22 protein-coding genes are annotated in these 20,916 nt (G+C 73.4%); 9 read left to right on the forward strand and 13 right to left on the reverse strand.

Features of this window, described 5'->3' with window-relative positions:
- Window positions 1-3 precede the first annotated feature (3 nt).
- The gene (locus AB0J46_RS38475; protein ID WP_364339423.1) at window positions 4-825 is read right to left on the reverse strand and encodes an NAD(P)H-binding protein; all 822 of its coding nucleotides are present in this window, start codon (window positions 823-825) and stop codon (window positions 4-6) included.
- 126 nt (window positions 826-951) lie between these two features.
- On the opposite strand from AB0J46_RS38475, the gene AB0J46_RS38480 reads away from it, so the two are divergent.
- Both AB0J46_RS38480 and AB0J46_RS38485 read left to right on the forward strand, forming a co-directional pair.
- The gene (locus AB0J46_RS38480) at window positions 952-1,677 is read left to right on the forward strand and encodes an MgtC/SapB family protein (RefSeq protein WP_364339425.1); all 726 of its coding nucleotides are present in this window, start codon (window positions 952-954) and stop codon (window positions 1,675-1,677) included.
- 89 nt (window positions 1,678-1,766) lie between these two features.
- A complete protein-coding gene (locus AB0J46_RS38485; protein ID WP_364339427.1) occupies window positions 1,767-2,681 on the forward strand; it encodes an NAD(P)-dependent oxidoreductase in 915 nt (304 codons plus the stop codon).
- Here the strand turns inward: AB0J46_RS38485 and AB0J46_RS38490 are convergent.
- Entirely contained in the window at window positions 2,674-3,504 is an 831-nt protein-coding gene (locus tag AB0J46_RS38490; protein WP_364339429.1) for an AraC family transcriptional regulator, read from the reverse strand. The genes AB0J46_RS38485 and AB0J46_RS38490 overlap by 8 nt on opposite strands.
- A gap of 53 nt (window positions 3,505-3,557) precedes the next feature.
- Window positions 3,558-4,442, reverse strand: a complete 885-nt coding sequence (locus AB0J46_RS38495) for a fumarylacetoacetate hydrolase family protein (protein WP_364339431.1) — start codon at window positions 4,440-4,442, stop codon at window positions 3,558-3,560.
- A gap of 66 nt (window positions 4,443-4,508) precedes the next feature.
- Here AB0J46_RS38495 and AB0J46_RS38500 point away from each other — a divergent pair, with 66 nt between their 5' ends.
- Together AB0J46_RS38500 and AB0J46_RS38505 are read left to right on the forward strand one after the other, a co-directional pair.
- Window positions 4,509-5,216 carry an FCD domain-containing protein gene (locus AB0J46_RS38500; protein ID WP_364339433.1) on the forward strand — a complete coding sequence of 236 codons (708 nt, stop codon included), beginning with the start codon at window positions 4,509-4,511 and terminating at the stop codon, window positions 5,214-5,216.
- A gap of 19 nt (window positions 5,217-5,235) precedes the next feature.
- Window positions 5,236-6,495 (forward strand): DUF3500 domain-containing protein, encoded by a 1,260-nt coding sequence (locus AB0J46_RS38505; RefSeq protein ID WP_364339435.1) that lies wholly within the window; start codon window positions 5,236-5,238, stop codon window positions 6,493-6,495.
- On the opposite strand, the gene AB0J46_RS38510 is transcribed toward AB0J46_RS38505, so the two are convergent.
- Window positions 6,474-7,373 (reverse strand): cation diffusion facilitator family transporter, encoded by a 900-nt coding sequence (locus AB0J46_RS38510; protein WP_364339437.1) that lies wholly within the window; start codon window positions 7,371-7,373, stop codon window positions 6,474-6,476. The two genes, AB0J46_RS38505 and AB0J46_RS38510, sit on opposite strands and share 22 nt — an antisense overlap.
- A 207-nt stretch (window positions 7,374-7,580) precedes the next feature.
- On the opposite strand from AB0J46_RS38510, the gene AB0J46_RS38515 reads away from it, so the two are divergent.
- The 3 genes from AB0J46_RS38515 to AB0J46_RS38525 all read left to right on the forward strand — a co-directional run bounded on the left by AB0J46_RS38515 (window position 7,581) and on the right by AB0J46_RS38525 (window position 10,218).
- The gene (locus tag AB0J46_RS38515) at window positions 7,581-8,870 is read left to right on the forward strand and encodes a cytochrome P450 (protein ID WP_364339439.1); all 1,290 of its coding nucleotides are present in this window, start codon (window positions 7,581-7,583) and stop codon (window positions 8,868-8,870) included.
- 74 nt (window positions 8,871-8,944) lie between these two features.
- On the forward strand, window positions 8,945-9,619 hold the full coding sequence (locus tag AB0J46_RS38520) for a helix-turn-helix domain-containing protein (protein WP_364339441.1): 675 nt from the start codon (window positions 8,945-8,947) through the stop codon (window positions 9,617-9,619).
- A 98-nt stretch (window positions 9,620-9,717) separates the two neighbouring features.
- The gene (locus tag AB0J46_RS38525; protein WP_364339443.1) at window positions 9,718-10,218 is read left to right on the forward strand and encodes a S26 family signal peptidase; all 501 of its coding nucleotides are present in this window, start codon (window positions 9,718-9,720) and stop codon (window positions 10,216-10,218) included.
- Here the strand turns inward: AB0J46_RS38525 and AB0J46_RS38530 are convergent.
- The 5 genes from AB0J46_RS38530 to AB0J46_RS38550 all read right to left on the reverse strand — a co-directional run bounded on the left by AB0J46_RS38530 (window position 10,134) and on the right by AB0J46_RS38550 (window position 14,117).
- Complete coding sequence (locus AB0J46_RS38530; protein ID WP_364339445.1) at window positions 10,134-12,026, reverse strand: ABC transporter ATP-binding protein; 1,893 nt, start codon at window positions 12,024-12,026, stop codon at window positions 10,134-10,136. The genes AB0J46_RS38525 and AB0J46_RS38530 overlap by 85 nt on opposite strands.
- Complete coding sequence (locus AB0J46_RS38535) at window positions 12,023-12,550, reverse strand: TlpA disulfide reductase family protein (protein WP_358292282.1); 528 nt, start codon at window positions 12,548-12,550, stop codon at window positions 12,023-12,025. Before AB0J46_RS38535 ends, AB0J46_RS38530 begins: the two co-directional genes overlap by 4 nt.
- A 9-nt stretch (window positions 12,551-12,559) precedes the next feature.
- Entirely contained in the window at window positions 12,560-13,084 is a 525-nt protein-coding gene (locus tag AB0J46_RS38540; RefSeq protein WP_364339447.1) for a MauE/DoxX family redox-associated membrane protein, read from the reverse strand.
- A 28-nt stretch (window positions 13,085-13,112) separates the two neighbouring features.
- Window positions 13,113-13,286: a hypothetical protein gene (locus AB0J46_RS38545; protein ID WP_352318817.1), complete on the reverse strand. Its 174-nt coding sequence runs from the start codon at window positions 13,284-13,286 to the stop codon at window positions 13,113-13,115.
- Between the two features lie 510 nt (window positions 13,287-13,796).
- The gene (locus AB0J46_RS38550) at window positions 13,797-14,117 is read right to left on the reverse strand and encodes a hypothetical protein (protein WP_364339449.1); all 321 of its coding nucleotides are present in this window, start codon (window positions 14,115-14,117) and stop codon (window positions 13,797-13,799) included.
- Between the two features lie 175 nt (window positions 14,118-14,292).
- Between AB0J46_RS38550 and AB0J46_RS38555 the strand changes: the two genes are divergently transcribed.
- Window positions 14,293-14,853, forward strand: coding sequence for a GNAT family protein (locus AB0J46_RS38555; protein WP_364339451.1), 561 nt, complete (start codon window positions 14,293-14,295; stop codon window positions 14,851-14,853).
- A gap of 64 nt (window positions 14,854-14,917) precedes the next feature.
- Here the strand turns inward: AB0J46_RS38555 and AB0J46_RS38560 are convergent, their stop codons facing one another.
- Both AB0J46_RS38560 and AB0J46_RS38565 read right to left on the reverse strand, forming a co-directional pair.
- On the reverse strand, window positions 14,918-16,051 hold the full coding sequence (locus tag AB0J46_RS38560) for an acyl-CoA dehydrogenase family protein (protein ID WP_357979482.1): 1,134 nt from the start codon (window positions 16,049-16,051) through the stop codon (window positions 14,918-14,920).
- Window positions 16,048-19,533, reverse strand: a complete 3,486-nt coding sequence (locus AB0J46_RS38565) for an indolepyruvate ferredoxin oxidoreductase family protein (protein ID WP_364339453.1) — start codon at window positions 19,531-19,533, stop codon at window positions 16,048-16,050. Before AB0J46_RS38565 ends, AB0J46_RS38560 begins: the two co-directional genes overlap by 4 nt.
- A 93-nt stretch (window positions 19,534-19,626) precedes the next feature.
- On the opposite strand from AB0J46_RS38565, the gene AB0J46_RS38570 reads away from it, so the two are divergent.
- On the forward strand, window positions 19,627-20,073 hold the full coding sequence (locus tag AB0J46_RS38570) for an Lrp/AsnC family transcriptional regulator (RefSeq protein ID WP_357979480.1): 447 nt from the start codon (window positions 19,627-19,629) through the stop codon (window positions 20,071-20,073).
- Between the two features lie 27 nt (window positions 20,074-20,100).
- On the opposite strand, the gene AB0J46_RS38575 is transcribed toward AB0J46_RS38570, so the two are convergent.
- Both AB0J46_RS38575 and AB0J46_RS38580 read right to left on the reverse strand, forming a co-directional pair.
- A complete protein-coding gene (locus AB0J46_RS38575) occupies window positions 20,101-20,559 on the reverse strand; it encodes a GNAT family N-acetyltransferase (RefSeq protein ID WP_364339455.1) in 459 nt (152 codons plus the stop codon).
- Between the two features lie 167 nt (window positions 20,560-20,726).
- Window positions 20,727-20,897, reverse strand: coding sequence for a polysaccharide deacetylase family protein (locus AB0J46_RS38580; RefSeq protein ID WP_364339457.1), 171 nt, complete (start codon window positions 20,895-20,897; stop codon window positions 20,727-20,729).
- Between the last annotated feature and the right edge of the window lie 19 nt (window positions 20,898-20,916).

The following is a 20,916-nucleotide window of genomic DNA, read 5'->3' on the forward strand; positions in this document are numbered from 1 at the left end:
GGGTCAGCGGAAGGCGGCGGCGTTGCGCTCGGCCCAGGCGGCGAACGGGCGGGCGGGACGGCCGAGGACGCGCTCGACGTCCGGGCTGACGCTCCGCTCGTCGGGGGTGGGCTCGCCCAGGATGGCGAGCGTGCCCTCCACCACGGGCAGCGGCATGACCTGCGCCATCTGCGCGTGGGCGGCCTCGCGGGTCTGCTCGGCGAAGCGCACCGGCTCGCCCAGCGCCGCCGCGATCGCCGCCGCCCGGTCCCGCGGGGTGGTGGCCTCGGGGCCGGTCAGCACGTACGTCGCCCCGTCGTGCCCGTCCTCGCGCAGGACGGCGGCCGCCACGGCGGCGACGTCGGCGGGGTCGACGAAGGGCAGGCCGACGTCGCCGAAGGGGGCCTCTGCGGTGCGGCTCAGGCGTACGGGCTCGGCCCAGGCGTAGGCGTTGGAGGCCATGCCGCCCGAACGCAGGACCGTCCAGGACAGGCCCGACCCGCGGACGGCCTCCTCGAACCGGACGGCGTGCGGGTAGGCCCCCGGCCGGGTCCCGGCGCCCTGGCTGGACAGCAGGACGATCCTGCGCACGCCCGCCTCCCCGGCCGCCGCGATCACGCCCTCCGGGTCCTCCCCCGCCACCAGCAGGAACAGCGCGTCCGCACCCGCCAGGGCCGGACGCAGGCTCGCGACGTCGCCCAGGTCGGCGGCGACGGCCCGGACGCCCGGCGGCACGTCGGCCTCCGTGACGCGGCGGGCGACGGCGGTGACCGGCAGTCCCTCCTCGGCCAGCAGACCGACCAGCGTGCGGCCGACGTTCCCGGTGGCACCCGTGACAACGAACATGGTGGTTCCCCTCAGCCATTAGTTAGTTGCCTGACTAAGAAGAACCGTAGCACAGAAACTAAGTCAGGCAACTAACTTCTCGCCGGGAAGGTGTGAGCCCTCCGCACACCGGGGACATCTGGGCAAATGGGGACGGCGTTCGCCACGACGGCACTGGCCGGGCAAGGATGGACCCAGCTGGGAGAACTTGGCCTGGCCCTGCTGCTGTCGGCCGCCATCGGGCTCGAACGCGAGATCCGCCAGAAGAGCGCCGGCCTGCGCACCCACACGCTGGTCGGCTTCGCCTCGGCCCTGATCATGCTGGTGTCCAAGTACGGCTTCGCCGACGTCCTGGGCGAGCACGTCACGCTCGACCCGTCCCGGGTGGCCGCGCAGATCGTGTCGGGCATCGGGTTCATCGGCGGCGGCCTGATCTTCGTCCGCCGGGACGCGGTGCGCGGGCTCACCACCGCCGCGGTGGTCTGGCTGACCTGCGCGGTCGGCATGGCCGCCGGGGCCGGACTGTGGCTGCTGGCGGTCGCCGTCACCGCCGGCCACTTCCTGGTCCTGTTCGCCTTCACCCCGCTCAGCGCCCGGCTGCCCCGCTCCAAGTACGCCCAGTCGCGCCTGCACCTGACCTACCTCGACCGCCACGGCGCGCTCCGGCGGGTGCTGGCGCTGTGCAGCGAGAGGGGCTTCGTCATCGCCGAGCTCACCCTCGAACGCGACCAGCCGCGCAAGGACCGGGAGTCGATCTCGATCTGGCTCGTCGTCCAGGGCGCGGGGCCGGTCGAGGTGCTGATCACCGAGCTGCTGGAGATCGACGGCGTGCTCGGCGTCTCCAGCGTCGACCTCGACGTCGCCACGCCCTGACGCCGGCGGGCGCCGCACAACCGTTCAAGACCGGAGCCGGTCCCTGCCGCTACAACGGTGACGGCGGGACACGGAGAGCGGGAGGACGGATGGCCGGAACGGGATTCATCGGACTGGGGATCATGGGCCGGCCCATGGCGCTCAACCTGGTGCGGGCGGGCACGCCGGTCGTCGTCTGGAACCGTACGGCGGCCGGGTGCGAGCCGCTGCGGGCGGCCGGCGCGCACGTGGCGGCGAGCCCGGACGAGGTGTTCGCGCGGGCCAGGGTCGTGCTGCTCATGCTGGCCGACGAGGCCGCCGTGGACGCGGTGCTCGGGCGCGGCACGCCGCGGTTCGCGTCCATGGTGGCCGGGCGGATCGTGGTGCACATGGGCACGACGTCCCCGGCGTGGTCGGCGGACCTGGGCGCGGCGGTGCGGGCGGCCGGCGGCGACTACGTCGAGGCGCCCGTGTCCGGCTCACGCGGCCCGGCCGAGGCCGGGCGCCTGGTGGCGATGCTGGCCGGCGAGCCAGCGGCGGTCGAGGAGGTGGGCCCCCTGCTCGCGCCGATGTGCGCCGGGACGATCGCGTGCGGCCCGGTGCCCGGCGGGCTGCTGATGAAGCTGGCGGTGAACATCTTCCTGATCACCATGGTCAGCGGCCTGGCCGAGGCCGCGCACTTCGCCGCCCGGCACGGCCTGGACCTGGACCGGTTCGCCCAGGTGCTCGACTCGGGCCCGATGGCCAGCGACGTGTCGCGGGGGAAGGTCCGCAAGCTGCTGGACGGCGACCTCGCCGCCCAGGCGGCCATCGCCGACGTGCTGAAGAACAACCGGCTCATCGCCGGGGCGGCGCGGGCGTCGGGCGTGGCCTCGCCGCTGATCGACGTCTGCCACGCGCTGTTCGCCGAGACCCTGGCGCTCGGGCACGGCACGCTCGACATGGTGACCGTGATCCGCGCGATCGAGGCCAGGACCGACGGGCTTCAGGCGGGCATCACGGTGGATTCCCCGAGCGTCAGGTGAGGGCGGTGGTCCATTCGCCGGGGGTGAGTCCGTAGGCGCGCTTGAACATGCGGGTCAGGTGGCTCTGGTCGGCGAAGCCCGCCCGCAGCGCGGCCTCCCGCAGCGGCAGGCCGCCGCGCATCGCCCGCCGGGCCACGTCCAGCTGCCGCATCGTCCTGTACCGGGTCGGGCTGGTGCCGAAGGCGGCGCGGAACTGGCGGGCGATCGTCCAGCGGTCGAGCCCCGAGACGCGTTCGAACTCGGCCACCGGGTGCCGGGTCGCGGGGTCGGCGGCGATGAGCTCGCGCACCCGTGCCAGCGCCTCGATCGCGAGGGCGTCGCGCCGCCGCCGGACGGGGACGTCGGCGTGGCGTTCCAGGGCCGCCGCGACCAGCAGCGCGACCTCCAGCCGGGCCAGTTCCTCCAGGGGCTCGTCCAGGTGCCGCAGCCAGGCGAGCAGCGCCGGCGACATCCCCTCCGGCCGCACGACCGGGTCGGCGACGAACGGCAGCGGCCGGCCGCCCAGCGCCTCCTGGATCAGGTACGGGTCGACGTAGAAGATCCGGTAACCGAAGCCCGCGTCGGTGCCCGCGGCCCCGTCGTGCAGCTCGTCGGGGTGCAGGACGTGCCACTCCCCCGGCAGGCATCGCCGCAGCTCGCCGCGGTAGCGGAAGGTCTGCACGCCGGCGAGCGTGACGCCGATCGCGTACGTGTCGTGGCGGTGGGGCGCGAACGCCTCGCCGACGAGCGAGGCCGCCAGCCGCTCGATGCCCTCGGCGGCCGGGCCGAAGCGCAACCGGTGCCCCGGCCGCCCCGCCCCGCCGCGGACAGGTCGTGTCTCCACCACCCCAGTGTCGCGCGCTTCCCCCCTCCGGCGCGGTCACCCCTCCGGCGCGGTCACCCCTCGGGCGTGGTCACCTTTTGGGCGCCCGTCAGCGCCCGCGCGTCGTTGCCGACGATCGGGTTGCGCACGCTGCCCAGGCGTTCCGCCTCGACCTCGACGACGTCGCCGGGCCGCAGCAGCCACGGCGGGGTGCGCGCGTAGCCGACCCCGGCGGGCGTGCCGGTGGCCAGCAGGTCGCCGGGCCGCAACGTGAACGTCCGCGAGATCAGGGCGAGCGTGTCGCCGACGCCGTAGACCATCTCGTCGGTACGCCCGTCCTGGACGACCTCGCCGTTCACCCAGGTCCGCACCCGCAGCCCGTCGCGCAGGTCACCGACCTCGGACGCGGGCACCAGCGGGCCGAGCGGGCCGGACCGGTCGGCGTTCTTGCCGAGGATCCACTGGCTGGTGAGCTTCTGCGCCCTGCGCGCGGTGAGGTCGTTGAAGACCGAGTAGCCGGCGACCGCGGCCAGCGCCTCCTCCGGGTCGGCGTCCACCAGCGGCGCGCCGACGTACGCGACCACCTCGCCCTCCCAGTCCAGGCCGTCCTCGCCCGAGGGCACCGGCACCGGGACGCCGCCCACGGTCAGCGACCGCGTCCAGCGGGCGAACAGCGTCGGGTGCGGCGGCACGCCCTCCCCCGCGTAGGAGCCCTCGGCGACGTGCCTGAGGTAGTTCAGCCCGATGCAGATCACCCGGGCCTCCGGCAGCACCGGCGGCACGAGGGTGACCGACGCGACCGGGAGCCGCTCGCCGGCCGGCTCGCGGGCCAGGAAGGCGGCCGCGCCGGCCCAGAACCGCTCCAGCGGGGCGAGCACGGTGACCTCGGCCCCGTCGGCCGACAACGCGCCGGCCTCGACGCCCCCGGCGGCGTTCCGGCGGATCCCGACGATCCTCATCGCTCATCTCCTCACGGCGGCGAAAACCTGCCAAAGGTTCGCAGGTTTTATGGTTGGATCCGGACTATGCCCTACTCCTCCTCGCCCGGACAACCGGCCGCCGCCCTCGGGCAGGGTGCGGGCACGCGGGCCGAGCGGCTGGCCGCCGCGCTCGACGAGCGGATCAGGTCGCGCGGCCTGCGTCCCGGGGAGCCAGTCGGCACGCTGGAGGCGCTGCGCGCGGAGACGGGCCTCGGTTACGCCACGGTCAGCGAGGCCGTCCGGCTGCTGCGCGACCGTGGCGTGCTGGAGATCCGGCCGGGCCGCGGCGGCGGGCTGTTCGTCGCCGACCCCGGCCCGGTGGTGCGGCTGCGGCACACCCTGCTCGGCGTCGCAGAGGAGCCGGGCACCGTCGCCGACGCCGTCGAGCTGCGCGACCACCTGGAGGAGCTGATCGACGTCGGCGCCGCCCGCCACCGCATCCGCCGGGACGTCGCCGACCTGCGCCGCCTGCTGCGACGGCTGCACTCCGCGCCCGGCTGGGACGCCTTCATGCGCGCCAACTGGGCCCTGCACGAGCGCATCGCCGCCATCAGCCCGAACGCCATGGCCCGGGCCGTCTACATCGGCACGCTCGGCCATCTGGGCGCCGCGTCCCCGCGTCCCGACGACGCGGCCGACGCCGGCTACCGCGAGCTGCGCCACCGGATCCACGCCGACCTGGTCGAGGCGATCGCGGCCGGCGACGAGAGCGCCGTACGGGCCGCCGTCGCCCGGCACAACACCACCCTCTGAGACAGACCGGAGAGCCCTCATGCCCGGCGAGTTCCGCCAGTACCTGTTCCCGCACGACCACCCGCGGCTGGCCGGCGTACGAGGCCTCGACCCCTATGCCTACCGCGAGCTGGCCAGGAGGCCGGGGACGTTCACCGGCGGCCTGATCGAGGGCTGGACCCCGCTGTACGGGAACGACTTCCGCGGCGTCACCGAGGACGGCGTCCTGCGGGACGGCCTGTACCCGCTGACACCGGCCGCCCCCGGCGAGCAGGCGCCGGTCGCCGCGATGGTGTCGGCCGCCCGCGACCTGCTGGCCTGCCTCGACGACGAGGACCGCGAACGCCTCTCGCACGAGGCCGACGCCGTGGCGTGGCAGACCTGGGCCAACCCGGAGTTCATGCAGTTCGACACCGGCCTGCGGCTGGACCTGCGAGCGCCGGCCGTCAGGGAGAGGGCGCTGGCGCTGGTGGGCGCCTCGCTCTCGCCCGAGGGCGGCCGGCTCGTCCGCGCGGTGATGCGGGTCAACGGCTTCCTGGGCGAGGTGGTCGGCCTGGAGACCATACTCAACGAGTTCAGCTACAACTTCGCCCTCTACGGCACGCCTGACCCGCGGGCCCCCTGGGGCTGGCAGCTCTACGGCCACCACTGCGCGCTCAACTGCCTGGTCGTCGAGGGCCGCATGGCGCTGTCGCCGGTGTTTCTCGGCGCCGAGCCCGACGAGATCGACGCCGGTCCGCACGCCGGCCTGCGCGACCTGTTCGCCGACCGGGTCGCCCGCGGCCTGCGGCTGATGGCCGCCCTGCCGGAGGAGCAGCGCCGGCAGGCCGTCGTCTACGAGCACATGGTCGACCCGGCGATGCCCGAGGGACGGGTGCACCCGGGGGACGAACGCCACCTGGCCGGGGCGTTCCAGGACAACCGCGTGATCCCGTTCGAGGGGGTGCGGGTCGCCGCCATGCCCGCGGCGGCCCGGGAGCACGCGCTGGCCGTCGCCGAGTCGTTCGTCGGCCTGCTCCCGGCGGGGCCGCGCGCCGCCCGGCTGCGCGAGATCGCCGCGCACCTCGACGAGACGTGGTTCTGCTGGATCGGCGGCCACCGGCCGGGCGACGTCTTCTACTACCGGCTGCAGTCACCGGTGATCGTCGCCGAGCTCGACCACCACCGCGGCGTCTTCCTCGACTACGGCACGCCCAAGCCGTTCCACGTCCACACCGTGCTGCGCACGCCGCACGGCAACGACTACGGCCGCTCGTGGGTGCGGCAGTGGCAGCAGGGTCAGGGCTCGGGCTGCAGGTAGACGACCGTGGACATCGGGACGCGTTCGCGAATACGCCGCTCGGCCTTGGCCAGCGCCTCGGCCACGGCGTCCCCCTGCTCGGCGACGGTGACCCGGGCGGCCACGAGCAGCTCCTCCGGGCCGAGGTGCAGGGTGCGCAGGCGGGTGAAGGAGGCGACGGCGTCGTCCTCGCGCAGGGCCTCCTCGATGGCCCGCTGGACCTCCGGCGACGCCGACTCACCGATGATCATGCTCTTGGTCTCGGTGGCCAGGGTGACGGCCACGATGATCAGGAGCACGCCGATGGCGATCGAGCCGATGCCGTCGTAGACCGGGTCGCCGACGACCAGCGTGAGCGTGACCCCGATGAGGGCGAAGGCCAGCCCGAGCAGGGCGGCGGTGTCCTCCAGCAGGACCACGGGCAGTTCGGGGGCCTTGGCCTCGCGGATGTAGCGCGGCCACGACCGGCCCCCGCGGGCCCGGTTGGCGTTGCGCACCGCCGTGCGCAGGGACAGGCCCTCCATGACGATCGCGCCCACGAGCACCCCGATCGCCCACGGCCAGCTCTCCAGGGGCTTCGGGTGGCTGATCTTCTCGTAACCCTCGTACAGGGCGAACAGGCCGCCGCCGAAGAAGAGCACGACCGAGACCAGGAAGGCGTAGAAGTACCGCTCGCGCCCGTGGCCGAAGGGATGGGACGGGGTGGGCCCGCGCTTGGCACGGGACTGGCCGAGCAGCAGCAACCCCTGGTTGCCCGAGTCGGCGAAGGAATGGATGCCCTCGGCGAGCATCGAGGACGAGCCGGTGAAGAAGAACGCCACGAACTTGGTGACGGCGATCCCCAGGTTGGCGGCCAGCGCCGCGTAAGTCGCCTCCTGCGAGCCCCCCTTACCGCTCACGCCGACCCCGCAACCGGTGCTCGTCCAGGCTGTCGCGTCATCACGTTCCTCCCGTGCGGGTGAGCTGTCGGATGCGTGCCTTTGCCCCGTGGGCCCGCGGGCACACCTTGATCCGGCGTCCGAATGGACATGCACAACGTGCATTGATGCGCGTCGTGCATCTTTGTAGGGTGGAACGGCCCGCCCCCGAGAGAACAGGACGTGCCGATGAGCGACCGCAGCCTGACCGACGACTCCCCCGGCGCGAGCCCCACGGCGATGCGCCGGATCATGCCCGCCGACCTGGTCGAGCGCGGCGGGTGCCCGTTCGACCCGCCGCCGGGCCTGCGGGAGCGGCGCGGCCAGGACCCGGTCCGGCCGGTGGAGCTGCTCAACGGCGCGCGGGCGTGGCTGGTCACCGGTTTCGACGAGGCCCGCACCGTCCTGTCGGACGCCCGCTTCAGCGCCGACCGGGTCCGCCACCGCGAGGCCACGTCGCTGCAGCCGCACGAGGTGACCGAGCAGGCGGCCGGCGTCCTTCCGGCGGGCCCGTCCGTCGAGAGCCGCGAGGACGGCTTCTTCGTGTTCATGGACCCGCCCGAGCACACGCGCATCCGGCGGCTGCTGACCGGTCAGTTCACCGTCCGGCGCATGCGGGAGCTGGAAGCCAGGGTCACCGAGATCGCGGTCGAGCACATCGAGGCGATGAAGGCGGCCGGCACGGAGGCCGACCTCGTGCCGTCGTTCGCGCTGCCGCTGCCGTCGCTGGTCATCTGCGAGCTGCTCGGCGTCGACTACGCCGACCGCGCCGAGTTCCAGGAACGCACCTCCGTCGGGCTGAACGCCAACTCCACCGACGAGGAGCGGGCGGTGGCGGGCGTCGAGCTGTACGCGTTCATGCAGCGGCTGGTGGCCGCCAAGCGCGCCGAGCCGGCCGACGACCTGCTGTCGGGGCTCGTCCACGACGCCGACCCGCCATTGACCGACGCCCAGCTCGTGGACGTCGCCCTCGTCCTGCTCGGCGCGGGCCACGAGACCACCGCCAACATGCTGGCACTGGGCGCATTCGCCCTGCTGGAGCACCCCGCCCAGCTCGCCGCCCTGCGGGCGGACCCCTCCCTCGTCGACAACGCGGTCGAGGAGCTGCTGCGCTTCCTGAGCATCATCCAGCTCGGCGTCAGCCGCGTCACGACCGAGCCCGTCACGCTGGGCGGCGCCGACCTTCCCGCCGGCGCGACCGTCGTGATCGCCACGCCCGAGGTGAACCGCGACCCCCGCCACTGGCCCGACGCCGACCGGTTCGACGTCAACCGCGCCCGCGTCCCGCACCTGGCCTTCGGGCACGGCGTGCACCAGTGCCTGGGCCAGCAGCTCGCCCGGGTGGAGATGCGCATCGGCCTGACGGAGCTGATCACGCGCCTGCCGGACCTGCGGCTGGCCGTGCCGGCCGGCCAGGTGCCGGTGCGCGACGAGATGCTCATCTTCGGCGTGCACTCCCTGCCGGTCGCCTGGTCCTGACCGGGCGCGATGCTCGCCGGAGCTCTGTCGCCCTGCCGGAGCCCATAATGAGGACCGTGGCAGAGGAGGCCGGGGTGGTTCAGCTCGCATCGGGCGGCGGGGAGCCCGCGTCGCCCGGCCGCCGCGAACGCAAGAAGCAGGCCACCCGCGCCGCCCTCCGCGCGGCGGCGCTCCGGCTGGCCCTGCGCCACGGCGTCGAGAACGTGACCGTCGAGCAGATCGCCGGCGAGGCCGACATCGCGCTGCGCACGTTCTTCAACTACTTCTCCAGCAAGGAGGAGGCGGTCGTGGCCTCGCTGGCCGCCGCCGCGCAGGAGCTCGTCGCCCGGTTCAGGGCCCGGCCGCGCACCGAGCCGGTCCTGCGGGCCTTCCGCGAGGCCGTGCTGACGGTCATGAACGAGAGCGACGCCGCCGGCCGGGACCATGTCCGGGCGTTGCAGCTCGTCCGGTCGGCGCCCACGCTGGTGCCGCAGCAACTGGCCGTGCTCGCCGCGCAGGAGCAGGCCCTGGCCGAGGCGATCGCCGAGCACATAGGCCACCCCGCCCCCGGGCGTCCCGGCGACACCGGCTATCCCCTGCTGTGCGCGGCCGCGGCCCTGACGGCGCTGCGCGTCGTCCTCGACCAGTGGCTCCGGCAGACCGCGGCCTCCGCGGGGCCGCCGGACACCGCCCTGCTCGGACGGCGCATCGACACGGCGATCGACCAGCTCACCGCCGGCCTCGACCACCCCGGCCGGCCCGGGCCGTGAGGTGAGCGGCCCCTTCGGCGGGCCGTACGGGCTGTCCGGCGCGGAGATCCGCCGCTAGTGTCGGCAGTCTCCGGTGATGATCGACTTGGGAGGGCGTCGTGCGGCGTGTCCTGATCCTGCTGGCCCCGATCGCGGCCCTGGCCGCCGGGCTGGCCGCCGGGCTGGCCGTCGCCCGGCGGCGTCTGGTCGTCGTCCGGATCAGCGGGGCGAGCATGCTGCCGACCTACCGCACCGGCGACCGGGTGCTCGTCCGCAGGACGACGGGGGCGGGCGTCGGACGCGGGCAGGTCGTGGTGCTGCAGACGTTGCCGCCCGGGGGCGAGTGGCGCACCGGGCCGCTGCCGGCGCCGGGGGCGGCCATGTGGTTCATCAAGCGGGCGGTGGCCGTGCCGGGCGACCCGGTTCCGTCCGAGGTCGCGGGGCGGGTGGGGGCGTCGCCGGGCGACACGGTCCCGGCCGGCCGGCTGGTGGTCCTGGGTGACGGGCCGGTCAGCGAGGACTCGCGGGTGTGGGGTTACGTGCCGTTCGACCGGGTGCTCGGCGTCGTCGTCCGGTCGATGTCGCCCGTCCGCGGGTCCGGCGGGGTGGCCGGTTCGTAGCCCTGGGCCTGGAGGGTGAACAGGCTCGCGTACTCCCCGCCGAGCGCCATCAGCTCCGCGTGCGAGCCCTGCTCGGCGATCCGGCCCTCGGCGAGCACGACGATCGCGTCCGCCTCCCGGACCGCGCCCAGCCGGTGGGAGATCAGCAGGCTGGTGCGTCCGGCGCGGTGGCGGCGCAGGCTTTCGTGGATGGCGTGCTCGGCCTGCGCGTCCAGGCCGGAGCTCGGCTCGTCCAGCACGAGCAGGTCGCGTCCTTTCCGCATCAGGGCGCGGGCCAGCGCCAGACGCTGCCACTGACCGCCGGACAGCACCACTCCGGCCTGGGGGTCGTCCCGGTCGCCGAAGAAGATCCGGCTCAGCAGCGTGTCGTAGCCCCGCGGCAGCCCGGCGACCGTCTCGTGGACGCCGGCCAGCCGGGCGGCGGCCTCGACCCGCTCCCGGTCGCCGATCGCCGCGACGTCGCCGAGGCCGATGTTCTCGGCCGCGGTCAGGTCGTAGGACATGTAGTCCTGGAAGACCGCGCCGATACGGCCGCGCAGCTCGGCGGGGTCGGTCTCGCGCAGGTCGACGCCGTCCCAGAGGATGGACCCGCGCACCGGGTCGTACAGCCGGCAGATCAGCTTGACCAGGGTGCTCTTGCCCGCGCCGTTCAGGCCGACGAGGGCGAGCGAGCCGCCGCGGGGGACGAAGAGGTCGACCCCGCGCAGCACCCACGGATGGGCGTCGTCGTACCGGAACCAGACGTCGCGCACCTCGATGCCCTCGCGCAGCGCCGGGACGGGCCGCGGCCGCCGCGGCACGGGCAGGTCGGGCGGGTCGGCCACCACGTCGAGGTAGTGCCCGAACATCAGCAGCGCGTTGTGCGCGTCCGCCGACTGGCCGACGATCGACGCCAGCGCCGACTGCACCCCGGCCACGGCCGCGACGAACACGGCGACGTCGCCGACGCTCAGCGCGCCCGACGCGGCGGCGATGATCGCCCAGAGCAGGCCCGCCGCCGCGACGGCCGCCCCCACCAGCGACAACGCGCCCTGAGTACGCAGGGTCCGGCGGGCCAGCCCCTGCTCGGCGGCGTTGACCGCGCGCAGCTCGGCCAGCATCCGGCCGCGCAGCAGGTCGCCGAGCCCGAACAGGCGGATCTCCTTGGCCGCGTCGGGGCTGGTGAGCAGGCCGGCGAAGAAGATCTGCCGCCGGGCCCTGGAACTGACGCCCCACATCATGCCCGCGCGACGCCGTGACAGGTCGAGCTGGGCACGGACCGACGGGATCGCGGAGAGCGCCACGACGACGATCATCCCCGGCGCGAGCACGGCCAGCGCCGCGGTGAACCCGGCGAGGGTGACGGCTCCCTGGGCGATCCCCAGGGTCGAGCGGACGATCCGCTGCGGCGCGTTCTGCCCGGCCTCCTGCGCCAGCCGCATGCGGTCGTGGAAGGCCGGGTTCTCGAACCGGCTCAGCCCTGGATGGGCGTTGACGGCCTGGAACAGCCGGTCCTGGATCAGCACCTGGAGCGCGCGGCGCAGCTGCTCCTGGGCGTACTCCGCGACCGCGGGCAGGGCCGCGCCGGCCAGGCCGGTCACGCCGAGGGCCACGCCCGGCGGCAGCAGCTCGGCGGGCCCCGCCCCGGCGGCCAGGCCGTCCAGGACGAGCTTGGTCAGCCACGCGGCGGCCACCGGGACCAAGCCCATGAGCAGCACCGCGATCCCCGACCCCAGGACGGCGGCCGGATGCGCCCGCCAGGCGAGCGCCACGGCCGCGCGCGCACGCCGTCCCCGGGCGGCGCCGCCGGGCCCGGCGGGAGGGGTCATCGGCGGGTGACCGCCGGCAGCCTGCCCGGCGCGGTGTCGGCCGCCACGACCACCGCGTCACCGTCGACCAGGAAGAAGCTGGGGAACTGCGAGACCTGCAACGCCCTGCTCACCGGGCCGCCCATCGGCTCCACGACGACGGTGGCCGAGGTCAGCTCGCGGGTGAACCGCCGGGCCTCGTCCGGGTCGCCCGTGACCACGGCCAGCACCCGCTCGGGACGCGTGTCGGCGAGGTAGGACGTGAACTCCGGCAGCAGCTCGTGGCAGGACGCGCACTCGGTGGAGAACACCGCCACCACGGAGACCCCCGAGAAGAACGCGCGCGACACGGTCCCGCCGTCGGCGGTCGTCGCGCTGAACTCGCCGATCGTCGTGCCCGGCTGCACCGTCGGGGGACGCGTCGGCCCCAGCTCCGACAGCCGCAGCGTGTGCGCACGCAGGCGGCGGATCACCGCCAGCGTCAGCACCAGGTTGACCAGGCACAGCAGTCCGACGATGACGACGGCGGCGACGAGATAGGGCATGCGGGCTCCTCAGGGGTGACGCGGTTGTGCGGCGAACAGGTCGGCGAGGTCGTCGAAGAAGATCACGATGACGGCGAGGACGCCGCCGGCCAGCACGCTCAGGGCGACGCCCGCCGGATGCGGCGCGGCGTGCCCCGGCACGAGCCCGGCGGCGGCCAGCGCGAGCAGCCCGGCGTTGCGGACGAGGTGGCGGCCACCGAGCGGCGTCCCGGCGGCGCCGAAGCACCGGCACGGCGTCGTGGCGCCCGAACGCATCGCCCTGACGATCCCGGCGCAGAAACCCACCAGGACGGTGCCGGCCAGCATCACGCCGGCCCGCACAGTCCCGGGGATCGCCAGCAGCACGACGACGCACCCTTCGGCCAGGACGACGGCGCCGCTCACCGCCGTGACGGCCCGCGGCCCCAGCGGGACCAGGCCGCGCACGGACCCGCGGAACCCGGCGAACGCGGACCGGCCGCGCACCTTGCCGGCCACCGCGACCAGGAAGACGACGCCCAGCGCCACCCGGCAGGCCAGCGCGACGTACTGCATGGCTGTCATGGGAGATCGGGAGGAGGCGTCAGCAGTAGTCGAAGCTGCCGCAGCTGACCGTGCCGCTGGAGTCGTGGTAGCAGCAGGTCCGGCAGAACTTGCCCTGGCAGCACCAGTCGGTCCAGCACGCGGCCGAGGCGTTCGCCGAGGGGAGGAGTTTGTCGAGGAGGCGGTCTCCCAGCTGGTTGAGTGCGCGGATCATGGCAGCTCCTTGCGTGGGGATCTTTACGCGATCAACGTCGCCCAGCAAGAGACCGGAGTTAACGGAGAGATCGGCTGAGACTGGAGATGGCTTTGAGCAGCAAGTGATCTTGACATTTCGCATCCGATCTCTATGCGCACGTAGCGTGCAAGGCGCCTTTGAGTGCCTTGAGCCCTTGATCCCCTTCAGCGCCTCGAGCGCCTTGACGGCGGCGGCGGGCCGGTCTCGCGGGCTTCGGGACGACGCCGAACGCCCAAGCCCGGCCTGGTCGGGGCGGCTCCGCGGGGCGCGTGCGGAGGCCGTCGGGAACGCCCGGTGCTGCCTGGCGGATCGGCCCGCCGGACGAGCGGCCCTCCGGCCGCTCCCGGCCGCCGCCGGACCGGCGGCGCTCACGATACAGTCACCAGTCCCAGCGGTTCGCAGACTTCCCGGATTCCCCGGACTTCCCGGACTTTCCGGACGGACGCGCCCACGACGGTTCGGGCCACCGGAGCCTGAGCTACCGGCCGGTCAGGAGCTCTGGAGCCGCCGGCAGCCTTGGCCACGGATCCACAGGCTGCCCTCGGCCCAGCCGGTGGTGCAGCGGTAGACGGCCCGGCCCCTGGACGTGACGACGAAGTCGGACAGAGGCCCCCAATGACTGGTGTCGCAGTCGCGGGCGAAGAGTTCCGGCATTTCCGCTTGCACCTCCTGACACGTGAAGACCTCGCCCGCCCGCGCGGTCGGCGCGTTGAGCGAAACAGCGGTGGCTGCCTGCGCTGTGGCGAGCGGGGCCATCGCCACGGCACCGGCGGCGGCCAGAGCGGCCAGCGCGATCGGGATGCGTCGCATGATCGATTTCCCTTCGGGACGGGAGCGGCGAATGCCACCCAACCCAACCCTAAGCATAGAGTTATCAGCGCATTACTATCTGTGACGACAGTAATGAAGGCCTGTCCCCCGACGCCCTGCTCCCACCCTCCAAAACCCCGTGGACGTCCGCCGGACGCTTTGCGACCATCGCACCGTGACAGATGAAGCCGATCGCCAGACGTCGTTCCCCACCAGTCCGAAGCAGGTGCGCTTCGTCGAGTTGTCGAGCACCGCGATGTCCGCTCTCCTCGATGGGAATCTGGCCACAGCCAGTAGTACGGCTGGGGTCGCTCTGACCGACTACTTCGTGACAGACAGAGCACGGTGGCTGTGGCGGATCCGGATCGACCAGATGGCCGCCGACCCTGACCACGCACCGTGGATGGTGCGGCAGGCGGTGACCGGGCCCGAAGGCGTCGTCGTCGGCCATGCGGGCTTTCACGGACCGCCCGACGAGGCGGGCATGGTGGAGATCGGCTACGCGGTCGCTCCAGAGTTCCGTCGCCAGGGGTACGGCCGAGCCATCCTGATCGAGTTGCTGCACCGGGCCGCGGCCGAACCGGCGGTCAAGACCGTACGGGCGACGATCAGTCCTGACAACACGGCGTCCCTGGCCACGATCGCCGGCTTCGGCTTCGTCAAGGTCGGAGAAGACTGGGACGAAGAGGACGGCCGCGGCCTCATCTTCGAAGCCCCCGCCAACCACAACCGCTAAATGCGAACCTCCCTCCGCCTTCATTCCGTTGCAACAGCGTCCGACGGGGTTGCGGCGTCAGGGGCTACTTCGCCAGTTGGCGGGCGATGACCAATCGTTGGATCTGGTTGGTGCCCTCGAAGATCTGCATGATCTTGGCTTCGCGCATGTAGCGCTCGACCCGGAACTCCCTGGTGTAGCCGTAGCCGCCGAACACCTGGACCGCGTCCGTCGTGACCTTCATGGCGGTGTCCGTGGCGACCAGTTTGGCCACGCTGGCCTGCCGGCTGTAGTCGAGGCCGGCGTCGCGGCGGCGGGCGGCGTCCAGGTACGTCGCCCGCGCGCTGTCCACCCCCGCCGCCATGTCGGCCAGCAGGAAGCCGAGGCCCTGGTGGTCGATGATGCGCTTGCCGAAGGTCTGCCGCTCCTTGGCGTAGGCGACGGCCTCGTCGAGGGCCGCCTGGGCCAGGCCGACGGCGCAGGCCGCGATGCCGAGCCGGCCGGAGTCGAGGGCGCTGAAGGCGATCTGCAGGCCCTGGCCCTCCTCGCCGATCAGCCGGTCGCCGTCGATGACGGCGCCGTCCCAGTGGGCGCTGGTGGTCGGCACGGCGTGCAGGCCCATCTTCTCCTCGGGGCGGCCGAACGTCAGACCTTCGGCCGCGCCGGGCGCGACGAAGCAGGAGATGCGCTCGCCGGTACGGGCGAACAGGGCGTAGAAGTCGGCGATGCCGCCATGGGTGATCCAGGCCTTGTTGCCGGTGATGCGGTAGTCGCCGCTCTCGGTGCGCTCGGCCCGGCAGGTGAGCGCGCCCGCGTCCGAGCCCGCCTGCGGCTCCGACAGGCTGTAGCCGCCGACGATCCGTCCGGCCAGCATGTCGGGCAGCCAGCGTTCGCGCTGCTCGGGGGTGCCGTACGCGGCCACGGGGAAGCAGGCCAGCGTGTGCACGCTCGTCGCCACCGCGACCGCCGCCCAGCGGGCCGCCAGCTCCTCGATCACCTGGAGGTACACCTCGTACGGCTGCCCGCCCCCGCCGAACTCCTCGGGGTAGGGCAGCCCGAGCAGCCCGGCCGCGCCGAGGGTGGCGAACAGCCCCTCCGGGTACGTCTCCGCGCGCTCGTGCTCGTCGACCCGGCGCGCGAGCTCCTTGTCGGCGATGTCGCGGGTCAGCTCGATCAGGTCCTTGGCGTCCTGATCGGGGAGCAGGCGGTCAACGGTCACGACGACTCCTTGGGTGCGGCTTCGGCGAGGCGGGCCAGGGCGGCCGCGGCCCGCTCACGGAACTCGGCGACGCGGGCGAGCTTGATGTCCTCGTACCCGCGGATCGACTCGGGAAGGCCGGCGATCTCGGCGACGGCGTCGATCGTGCCGGGGGTCAGCCGGGCGAGGGCGGCACGCATGAGATCACGATATTCGGTGATCAGTTCCCTTTCGACCCGGCGGACCTCGGCCTGGCCGAACACGTCGAGGGCGGTCCCGCGCAGCACGCGTGCGGCTCGCAGGCCGCGGAACAGCACCGGCGCGGAGCGGCGCAGCCGGATCTTGCGCTTCATCCCCATCGCGCGCAGCAGCGGCGGGTGCAGCAGCACGGACACGACCGCGTCGGCGCCGTACTCCCGCTCGCGCCTGGCCTGCTCCTCGGGGTCGAGGTGCAGCCGGGCGACCTCGTACTCGTCCTTGTAGGCCATGAGCTTGTGCAGGGAGCGGGCGTAGGCGAGCCCGACGCGCGCGCCGGCCTCCTCCCCCGCGCGCCCGGCCGCCTCGGCGATCACGCGCCTGACGTCGGTCTCGTACGTACGGGCGTAGGTCTGGTTCTGGTAGCCGGTCAGGTCCGCCACCCGCAGGGCCAGCGTCTCCTCCAGGCCGGGCGCGGGCCGCTCGGCGGGCTCGGCGAGCGCGGCCCGGCGTACCGCCTCACGGTCGGCGACGGCGGCCCGGCCCCAGCGGAAGGCCGCGAGGTTCTTCTCGACGGCGGCCTTGTTGAGCCTGATCGCCGCCTCGATCGAGGCGGCCGAGACGGGCAGGCAGCCGTGCTGGTACGCCGCGCCGACCAGCAGCATGTTGGCCGGCATGTGGTCGCCGAACAGCGCCTCGGACAACTCGTGGGCGTCGAGGTACAGGTTGTCCGCACCCTCCGTGGCCGACTCCAGCCTGACCACCGCGTCGGCCGAGGAGCCGGGCACGGTCGCCCGTCCGGTGACCATGGCGGCGGTGGGCACGATGGAGGTGTTCACCACGGCGACCGTCCGGCCGGGCGCGGCGACGGCGAGGTTGGCGTCGGCGGCGACCCCGAGCAGGTCGAACCCGATCAGCACGTCGGCCGTGCCGCGCGAGGCGCGCACCGAGCCGTCCACCGGCCGCTTGGCGATGCGCACGTCGCTGACGACCGGGCCGCCCTTCTGCGCGAGGCCGGTCTGCTCGATGCCGGCGGCGTGCAGGCCGTCGAGGTGGGCGGCCATCTGGAGGATCTGCGAGACCGTGACGACGCCGGTGCCGCCGATGCCGGGCATCCGGATCAGCGTCTCGGCGTCGCCGTCGAGCCTGACGGCCGGCTCCGGCAGCCGCACCGGCAGCGGCGGCAGCTCGCGCGGCGCCCTGGTGCCGGGTTCGACCAGCAGGAACGACGGGCAGTCGCCCTTGAGGCAGCTCAGGTCGGAGTTGCACGACGGCTGGTGGATGCGCGTCTTGCGGCCGTACTCGGTCTCGACGGGCTGGACGGACAGGCACGTCGAGACGTCGCCGCAGTCGCCGCAGCCCTCGCAGACGCGCTCGTTGACCACGACCTTCTCCGCCGGGGTGGGCAGTTTGCCGCGCTTGCGCAGCCGCCGTTCCTCGGCCGCGCACTTGTCGTCGTGCAGCAGGACGGTCACGCCGTCGAGCGCGGCCAGCTCGCGCTCGACGTCGGCGAGGTCGTCGCGGTGCCGCACGGAGGCGATCGGCGCGAGCCGCACCCCGCGGTACGTCTCCGGCTCCGGCGTGGTGATGACGATCCTGCGCACGCCCTCCTCGGCCAGCGAGCGCGTGAGCGCGGGCACGTCGAGCCGCCCTTCGGCGCGCTGGCCGCCGGTCATGGCGACGGCGTCGTTGTAGAGCAGTTTGTAGGTCATCGTCACCCCGGCCGCCACCGCGGCCCGCACGGCCAGGGAGCCGGAGTGGTGGAAGGTGCCGTCGCCGAGGTTCTGCACGAAGTGCCGGTCCCGGGTGAACGGCGCGAGCCCGATCCACTGGGCGCCCTCGCCGCCCATCTGGGTGATGCCGATCTGGGTGCCGCGGCCGTGCCCGTCGAGGGCGATCATGGCGTGGCAGCCGATGCCGACGCCGACCAGCGTGTCGTCGGACGTGCGGGTGGAGGAGTTGTGCGGGCAGCCCGAGCAGAAGTACGGCGTGCGCGCGGCGACCATCGGCAGCAGGCGGCGCGCGGCGGACGCGGGCCGGGACAGGTGGACCGTCCCGCGCGGGAGCCGGTCGGGGCCGAGGCAGGTGGCCAGCGCCTTGGCGACGTCCTCGGCGCCGAGGGTGCCGCGGGCGGTCAGCAGGTCCCGGCCCGACACGACGGGGGCGCGCTCGCCGCCGTAGAGGGCCTGCTTGAGCTGCCCTTCCAGGAACGGCACCTTGTCCTCGACCACCAGCACCCGGTCGAGGTCGGAGGTCATGGCGGCCAGGTCGGCCTCGGCGAGCGGGAAGGGCATGCCGAGCCGGATCAGGCGCAGCCCGAGGTCCTCGGTGGCGCTCTCGTCCAGGCCGAGATCGGCCAGGGCGCGCAGGACCACGGCGTACGTGGTGCCGGAGGCCAGGATGCCGAGCGTGGCGCGGGGGGCGTCGCGCATGACGCGGTTGAGCCCGTGCCTGCGGCCGTAGTCGCGGGCCAGTTCCAGCCTGCGGGTGAGCAGGTCGTACTCGGCGTCCAGGGCGGAGGGGCCGACCAGGATCGGTGACTTCCCGCGGTCGGCGTGGTCGGGGAGGGGGATGCCGTCGTACGGCGCGCCCAGCTCGACGGTGGCCGAGGCGTCGGCGATGTCGGCGACGATCTTCAGCCCGGTCCACAGGCCGGTGGCGCGGGACAGGGCGACCGCGTGCAGGCCGAACTCGATGATCTCGGCGACCGAGCCGGGCGCGAGCAGCGGCATCGACAGGCTCTGGCACATCGGCTCGCACGAGCTGGGCACGGTGGAGGACTTGCAGCCGGGGTCGTCGCCGATCCAGGCCACCGCGCCGCCGAGCGCGGCGGTGCCGGCCATGTTGCCGTGCCTGATGGCGTCGGCGGCGCGGTCGAGGCCGGGGTTCTTGCCGTACCAGAAGGCGGTGACGCCGTCGTGGCTGCGGCCGGGGACCTGGCCGAGGAGCTGCGTGCCGGCCACGGCCGTCGCGGCCAGCTCCTCGTTGAGTCCGGGCTGGAAGACGACGCCGGCCTCGTCCAGGAAGCGGGCCGCGCGACCCATCTCCAGGTCCAGGCCGCCCAGCGGGGAGCCCTGGTAGCCGGAGACGAAGGCCCTGGTGTTCAGGCCGCGGTCCCGGTCCAGGCGCCGCTGTTCGAGGGTCAGCCGGACGAGGGCCTGGATGCCGGAGATCAGCACCCGGCCGTCCGGCGCGGCGTACTTGTCGTCGAGCGACACGGTCGCGCTGTTCACGCTCACGCGAACCTCCTGGCGGGCAATGCGTATGTGGGGTTTCCCAGCACAGCAACGGAGAGCTACTGTGCGCAAGTATCAGACGTGAAACCACAACGAAGACGCAAATAATGTGAGCTGGGCGATTCTGGCGCAGAAGAACTTTGCGTCACCAAGGAGGATTCTCACATGCCGGACATCGACGACATCGACCATCAGGTGCTCCGGCTGCTGCGCGAGGACGGCCGCCGCACCTTCTCCGAGATGGCCGAGCAGGTCGGGCTGTCGGTGGCGGCGGTCAAGCGGCGGGTCGACCGGCTCAGGGAGATCGGGGTGATCACCGGGTTCACCGTCCAGATCGACTATGCCAAGCTCGGCTGGGGCATCGAGGCGTTCACCGAGCTGCGGTACCCGGGGACCACACCGGTGGGCGAGATCGTCCGCACGGCGACGGACGTGCCCGAGGTGCAGGCCGTCTTCACCATCGCCGGCGACCCCGACGCCCTCATCCACGTACGGGTGCGCGACCTCGGGCACCTCCAGCAGGTCATCGACCGGCTACGCCGGGCCGGCAACGTCACCGGCACCAAATCCCTGCTGGTCCTGGGCTCCTGGACGCGCGACGCCCTCACCTGACCGCCTGCGGCGCGCGTCGCCGGAGGGTCAGTTCACCCAGGCGTACTCCAGCTCGGGCAGCTCGAACCCCTGCTGGAAACGGCACATCCGCTCGTCGGTGCGGCGTGCGCCGTGCCGTTCGTAGAAGCCGATGGCCCGGGTGTTCGCCCTGAGCACCTCCAGGTAGACCTCCCGGCCGGGATGCTCGTCCGCCGCCCAGGCCAGTCCGTGCCGCAGCAGGCGGGATCCGGCGCCCGAGCCCGTGCTCCCCGGCCGCACGTGCAGGTTGTCGAGCAGGATCCGGCCGTCCGGGGCCGGCAGCAGGTAGGCGAATCCGAGCAGCTTTCCCTCGTCGTCGTGGCCGATGAACAGGCCCGCCCCCCGGACGGGCGGGTCCAGCCGCTCCCGCCAGAGCGCGAGCCGGTCGTCGTCCAGGGGGCCGTTCAGGAAACCGTCGGGCATGATGCCCGCGTAGGCCGTACGCCAGCTCTCCACATGCAACGCCACAATCGGGGAAATGTCGTCAATTGTCCCGTTCCTTATCAGCATGGCGGAGAGCATTCCATACCGGGACGGGCCTCACCCCACCCGGCAGGAGACCGCGGGCCAGGTCCAGTTGCCGTTGTGCTGGACGGTGAACCCGAAGGTGTTGCCGTTGCCGTTCGGCCGCATCGTCATGACCGGAGGGTGGCGTTGGTCTCCCCGTACGGCGGCCGGAACAGCCTCGGCGCGGCGCCGGTGGCCTGCTGGATCGCCTGCTGGGTGCGTGGCAGCTCGGACTGGATCTGGGCGGCGCCCAGCTGCGTCAGGTGCGGGTGGGTCCAGCTGTGGTTGCCGATCCACATGCCCGCGTTCTGCTGGGCG

The organism is Nonomuraea sp. NPDC049758 (genome assembly GCF_040674635.1).
Classification (GTDB): Bacteria; Actinomycetota; Actinomycetes; order Streptosporangiales; family Streptosporangiaceae; genus Nonomuraea.